The organism is Streptomyces sp. NPDC006235 (assembly GCF_040613735.1).
In the GTDB taxonomy this organism is placed as follows: domain Bacteria; phylum Actinomycetota; class Actinomycetes; order Streptomycetales; family Streptomycetaceae; genus Streptomyces.
This window is the reverse complement of the sequence record NZ_JBEXSR010000014.1, coordinates 183,332-189,331: the sequence shown is the minus strand read 5'-3', so window position 1 is coordinate 189,331 and position 6,000 is coordinate 183,332. Positions and strand designations below refer to the sequence as shown.

The following is a 6,000-nucleotide window of genomic DNA, read 5'->3' as shown; positions in this document are numbered from 1 at the left end:
CAACTCGCCCCGGAGTCGTTCCACCTCCCCCAACCTCATACCCGAGAGGATGCCCACCCAGGCGATATCACCCAACGTAACGAAGCACTACTAGGGCCTGTCGTTTGGATCACGCCGCAGACGCGGGGTCTGGCACGCGCATCTGCGGCGTTGCGGCTGGGGCGAGGTGGGAGCGCAACTCGGCGCTGCGAGGTGCCGCCTGCGCCCACCCGTGCCGCCCCTGGGGGCACCTCCCAGGCCCTTGAGGCACTGGGGGAGGCACGACTGCCCGCAGGCTAGGCCGTCGGCCAGGCCTCCGCCAGCATCTTCCGGGTGTCCGCCAGCAGCTGCGGCAGCACCCGCGTATGTCCCACCACCGGCATGAAGTTCGTGTCGCCGCCCCACCTCGGCACGATGTGCTGGTGCAGGTGTGCCGCGATGCCCGCGCCGGCGACCGAGCCCTGGTTCATGCCGATGTTGAAGCCGTGGGCGCCGGAGGCCGTGCGCAGGGCCGTCATCGCCTGCTTGGTGAGTTCGCCGAGCTCGGCGGTCTCCCCCGCCGTCAGGTCGGTGTAGTCGGCGACGTGCCGGTAGGGCACCGTCATCAGGTGCCCGCCGTTGTAGGGGTACAGATTGAGCACCGCGTAGACCTGCTCGCCGCGCCTGACGACCAGCCCGTCCTCGTCGGACTTGGCCGGGATGGAGCAGAAGGGGCAGCCGTCGCCGGCGCCCGGGCCGCTCGGCTTGTTCTCACCCTGGATGTAGGCCATCCGATGGGGCGTCCACAGACGCTGGAACGCGTCCTGAGTCCCCACTCCCAGCTGCTGCTCCGGCTCACTCGTCATGCAGTGCAGCATATGGCGTCGAGCTGGGGGTACGGCAAAGGCCCCCGGGATCTCCCGGGGGCCCGTACGCGGTTCGGCCAGGGCGTGGTCGCGCCGTGCGGTCAGACCTGCGCCCGCTCCTCGACGACCTTGAGGATCTTCGCGATGGCCTCGTCGAACGGGATGCCGTTCTCCTGGGAGCCGTCGCGGTAGCGGAAGGACACGGACCCATGGGACATGTCCTCGTCGCCCGCGATGACCATGAAGGGCACCTTCTGCTTCTGGGCGTTGCGGATCTTCTTCTGCATGCGGTCCGAGGAGGAGTCCACCTCGACGCGCAGGCCCTTCGTCCTGGCCGCCGCCGCGAACTTCTCCAGGTACTCGACGTGCGCGTCGCCGATCGGGATGCCGACCGCCTGGACCGGGGCCAGCCACGCCGGGAAGGCGCCCGCGTAGTGCTCCAGGAGCACGGCGAAGAAGCGCTCGATCGAGCCGAACAGCGCGCGGTGGATCATGACCGGGCGGGTCTTGGAGCCGTCCGCGGCCGTGTACTCCAGGTCGAAGCGCTCCGGCAGGTTGAAGTCGAGCTGGATGGTCGACATCTGCCAGGTGCGGCCGATGGCGTCCTTGGTCTGCACGGAGATCTTCGGGCCGTAGAAGGCGGCGCCGCCCGGGTCCGGGACCAGCGGCAGGCCCTGTTTCTCGGCGACCTGGCGGAGGGTCTCCGTCGCCTCCTCCCAGGCCTCGTCCGAGCCGACGAACTTCTCCGGGTCCTTGGTGGACAGCTCCAGGTAGAAGTCGGTGAGGCCGTAGTCGCGCAGCAGGCCGAGGACGAAGGTGAGCGTCTTGTCGAGCTCCTCCGACATCTGCTCGCGGGTGCAGTAGATGTGCGCGTCGTCCTGCGTGAAGCCACGGGCCCGGGTCAGGCCGTGCACGACGCCCGACTTCTCGTACCGGTACACGGTCCCGAACTCGAACAGGCGCAGCGGCAGCTCACGGTAGGAGCGCCCGCGCGCGTCGAAGATCAGGTTGTGCATCGGGCAGTTCATGGGCTTGAGGTAGTAGTCCACGCCCTCGTCGAGCTGCATGGGCGGGTACATGCCGTCGGCGTACCAGTCCAGGTGGCCCGAGGTCTCGAAGAGCTTCCCCTTCGTCGCGTGCGGGGTGTAGACGAACTCGTACCCCTCCTCCTCGTGGCGGCGCCGCGAGTAGTCCTCCATGACCCGGCGGATGATGCCGCCCTTGGGGTGGAAGACGGCCAGGCCGGAGCCGATCTGCTCCGGGATGGAGAACAGGTCGAGCTCGCTGCCGAGCTTGCGGTGGTCGCGCTTCTCGGCCTCGGCGAGGAACTCCAGATGCGCCTTCAGCTCGTCCTTGGTGGGCCAGGCGGTTCCGTAGATGCGCTGGAGCATGGGGTTCTTCTCGCTGCCGCGCCAGTAGGCGGCCGCGTTGCGCATCAGCTTGAACGCCGGGATCGCGCGGGTCGACGGCAGGTGGGGGCCGCGGCAGAGGTCCTTCCAGCACAGCTCGCCGGTCTTGGCGTCCAGGTTGTCGTAGATCGTCAGCTCGCCGGCGCCGACCTCGACGTCCGCGCCGTCGTCGCTGGAGGCGGCGCCCTTGAGGCCGATCAGCTCCAGTTTGTAGGGCTCGCCGGCCAGCTCCTCGCGGGCGGCCTCGTCGGTGACCACGCGGCGGGCGAATTTCTGCCCCCGCTTCTGGATCTCCTGCATCTTCTTCTCGATGGCCTTGAGATCCTCGGGCGTGAACGGCTTCTCGACGTCGAAGTCGTAGTAGAAGCCGTCCTTGACGGGCGGGCCGATGCCGAGCTTGGCCTCGGGGAAGAGCTCCTGCACGGCCTGCGCCATGACGTGCGCGGTGGAGTGGCGCAGGATGTCGAGGCCGTCCTCGGAGGAGATCTCGACGCCCTCGACCTCGTCGCCCGCGGTCAGGGCGTACGACAGGTCCTTGAGCTCGCCGCCCACGCGCGCGGCGATGATCGAGCGCTCGCCGGCGAAGAGCTCGGCGGCCGTAGTGCCCGTCGTCACCACGCGTTCTTCCCGCTCGGAATCGCGCTGGATGATCACACGGACGTCTGACACCGGTCTCTCCTGACTGAAGGTGGGGTCGCGGCGCCATACCGGAGCGCGCGCACGAGTATGGATCGTACCGACCCCGGACCGCCGACCGCGAAATCAGTCCCCGCAGTCCCCTCCGCAGGCCTCCTCGAAGAAGGCCGCCATCCCGGCGTTCTCCTGCAGCGCCTTCATCAGGCGGTCCCGCTCGGCGTCGTCGACCTGCACCGGTACGACCCCGTGGGCGCCGGTCAGGCGCCGGAAGCCGCCCCGGCTCTCCAGCCGGCCCTGGACCCGCACCGGCAGCCCGACCAGGTGGGCGTGCCCGGCGATGCGGTACCCCTCCTCGTCGAGGGCGACGCGGACGTTCGGCACGTCGGCCCCGGCCAGCACCCGCAGCCGTACGGTGCCCTCGCCGCGCGGCCCCGACCTGCGCATCCGTGTCACGGCTCCCGTGATCCGCACCGGTACGGCGGGTTCCTCGCGCAGGTAGCGGGCGCCCGCCTCGCGCAGCACCGGCAGGTCGCCGGGTGAGAACTCGACGGGCTCGGCGGAGGGCGCGCAGCCCTCGGGCACACCGGCGGCCGGGGCCCACTCGACGGCGATCCGGGCGCCCTCCGTGCCCCGGACCAGGGCGATGACGGCCTCGGTGAGTTCGTGGCTCACCCCTGCCTGGACCGCGGCGTCGAAGGCGTCCATGCCGCCGGTGGCGCGCTGGTAGTCGATGGCCTCACGGGCGGCGTACAGGGCCTGGTGGAGGCGTACGGCGAGGGGGCGGCCGCCCGCGACGGGCACGAAGGCGGTGAGCCGGCCGTGCGTCGCGGAGCCGACGAGGACGTGGTCCAGCAAGGCCTCGGCGGAGCGCCGGTGCCGGGCGCCGTGGTAGCCCGCCCGTGCGCGGGTGGCGAGCGCCGCCGCGAGCAGTATCCGGCGGGCGGCGGTGCGCAGCCGGTCCTCGACGGTCCAGGGCGCCGCGCCGGCGGGCCCGGCGGGGACGTCGTGCCACCAGCGGATCTCGTCGCTGGGGACGGCGAGGGAGACGAGGACCTCACGGGCGGAGGGCGAGCCGCTGCGGGACAGGGCGAGCAGGGCCTCACCGAGCAGGTCGTCGCTGTCGGGGAAGGCGCGGCTCTCGGGCACGAGGAGGCTGGTGCCGTTGCCGCCGGGGCCGGGCGGGGTCCAGCGCCCGTAGCGGCCCGGGGCGCCGCCGCGCCGCCGCCAGCCGTGCCGGTGGAGCAGGGCGCCGAGCACGGCCGGGTCGACGTCGGCGGGCTCGGGCGGGGCGCCGCTGAAGGTGCTGTCGACGGGATGGGGCCGCACGGGCCTCAGTGGCTCCTCGGTCGGGCGGTGCGTCACGGTTTCCCTCCCGTCCCGACCCGCGTCATGATCTCGCACAGCGCCCGGTCGTCGAAGATGCGTGAAGTCGGTATCCGCACGGTGGTGCGGCGGCGGCCGGTGATCGGCTGGCCGGCGAGGTTGGTCCAGTAGCAGCAGTGCCTGAGGTCGAGCCGGTCGTGGCCGGCGCGCAGCCAGTCGTCCTGGGAGCGCGGCACCAGCATCACCACCAGGATCTTGTGCACCGACACGGGAGTGCGGGCGAGCTTCGCCAGGTGCTCGTTGTCGAGTGTGAACGCGAAGGTGCGGCCCGGCGGGTCGGGCGGCACCTGGTAGGTGGCCTTGAGCTGCACCTTGATGGTCACCTCGTCGTCGACGGTGTGCCCGGGGGCGCTGTGGCTGACGTGCCAGTCGATGCCGTTGTCGGGGAACGGCTGGGAGAGCGAGCAGCCGGCGGCCGCCGCGACGGCGTGCAGATAGCCGACCTGGAGTGTCTCCATGCAGGCGGTGGTGGCGAGAGTGCCGCGAGAGGGAGCCGTGCGCTCGGGCAGCAGCCCGCCCCGTTCGGGCTGCGCTATGGCCATGGCCAACAGCCTTCCAGAACAAGTGAGTCCCCGCTGCGGGCCGCTGAACTGCGCGGACCCTTACTCCTGTTGTCTCCTTCCGGCGTACGGCGCAAACAGGACGGGTATCACCGGATCGGGCAGCGGACGGTACGTCAACTGCCGAGGGTGAACGAGGGGTTGTGTGGCGATGACGACGTGCTGGTATGAAGGGCCGCTGGCCGCCTTCGACACGGAGACGACGGGCGTGGACGTCGAGACCGACCGCATCGTGTCGGCCGCCGTCGTCGTCCAGGACGCCCCGGGCGTCCGCCCGCGGGTCAGCCGCTGGCTGGTGAACCCGGGCGTGCCGGTGCCCGCCGAGGCGACGGCGGTGCACGGGCTGACGGAGGAACACCTGCAGCGCAACGGCCGGTGGCCGGCGCCGGTGATGTTCGAGATAGCGGAGGCGCTCGCCGAGCAGGCGCAGGTCGGCCGCCCGGTCGTGGTGATGAACGCGCCGTTCGATCTGACCCTGTTCGACCGGGAGTTGCGCCGTCACCGCGCCTCGGCCCTGAGCCGCTGGTTCGAGTCGGCGCCGCTGTGCGTGCTCGACCCGAGGGTCCTGGACAAGCACCTGGACCGCTACCGCAAGGGCCGCCGCACCCTGACCGATCTGTGCGAGCACTACGGCGTCGCCCTGGAGGGCGCGCACGACGCGGCGGCCGACGCCGTGGCGGCGCTGGAGGTCACCCGGGCGGTGGGCCGGCGTTTCGCGTCGCGGCTGGAGCGCCTGGCCCCCGGTGAGCTGCACACGCTTCAGGCGGTGTGGCACGCGGCGCAGGCCCGGGGGCTCCAGGCGTGGTTCGCGCGCAGCGGTGTGGAGGAGTCGGTCGACCCGGCCTGGCCGCTGCGTCCGGACCTGCCGGCGGCGGCCTGAGCACCTGGGCAGGACACCTGCGCGGGGCATGAAAAAACCGGTCCGTCTGTGACGGACCGGCTGTTTCCGGTGGGCGATACTGGGTTCGAACCAGTGACCTCTTCGGTGTGAACGAAGCGCTCTCCCACTGAGCTAATCGCCCGGGAACGCACTGAACAATACAGGTCCCGGCACGCTTCCTTCAAACCGCTTCTAGGGCCTGTCTGACAAATTCCCGTCGTCCGCCCGAAGGGCGGGCTCCGCGGCGTCTGGTGCGTGCGATCGCAAGGCGCCGGAGCGCCCTCGTGGCGGAGCCACGTGGGCGATTC

Annotated in this window: 5 protein-coding genes and 1 tRNA gene; 1 reads left to right on the top strand and 5 read right to left on the bottom strand. The window is 71.2% G+C overall.

All coding sequences use genetic code 11. The annotated features are described in order from the left end of the window. Window positions 1-275: 275 nt before the first annotated feature. From ABZ192_RS19215 to ABZ192_RS19200, 4 genes are all read right to left on the bottom strand, one after another. Window positions 276-836 carry an HIT domain-containing protein gene (locus tag ABZ192_RS19215; RefSeq protein ID WP_059420401.1) on the bottom strand — a complete coding sequence of 187 codons (561 nt, stop codon included), beginning with the start codon at window positions 834-836 and terminating at the stop codon, window positions 276-278. Window positions 837-925: 89 nt separating this feature from the next. Further along, window positions 926-2,902 carry a threonine--tRNA ligase gene (gene thrS, locus ABZ192_RS19210; RefSeq protein WP_356925641.1) on the bottom strand — a complete coding sequence of 659 codons (1,977 nt, stop codon included), beginning with the start codon at window positions 2,900-2,902 and terminating at the stop codon, window positions 926-928. 93 nt (window positions 2,903-2,995) lie between these two features. After that, window positions 2,996-4,231, bottom strand: a complete 1,236-nt coding sequence (locus ABZ192_RS19205) for a hypothetical protein (protein WP_356925640.1) — start codon at window positions 4,229-4,231, stop codon at window positions 2,996-2,998. Then, entirely contained in the window at window positions 4,228-4,794 is a 567-nt protein-coding gene (locus ABZ192_RS19200; RefSeq protein ID WP_356925639.1) for a DUF4365 domain-containing protein, read from the bottom strand. The genes ABZ192_RS19205 and ABZ192_RS19200 overlap by 4 nt, the downstream gene beginning before the upstream one ends. Window positions 4,795-4,963: 169 nt before the next feature. Between ABZ192_RS19200 and ABZ192_RS19195 the strand changes: the two genes are divergently transcribed. Beyond that, the gene (locus ABZ192_RS19195) at window positions 4,964-5,692 is read left to right on the top strand and encodes a 3'-5' exonuclease (RefSeq protein WP_356925638.1); all 729 of its coding nucleotides are present in this window, start codon (window positions 4,964-4,966) and stop codon (window positions 5,690-5,692) included. 70 nt (window positions 5,693-5,762) lie between these two features. Here ABZ192_RS19195 and ABZ192_RS19190 read toward each other — a convergent pair. Then, a tRNA-Val gene (locus ABZ192_RS19190) sits at window positions 5,763-5,834 on the bottom strand. Window positions 5,835-6,000: the final 166 nt, after the last annotated feature.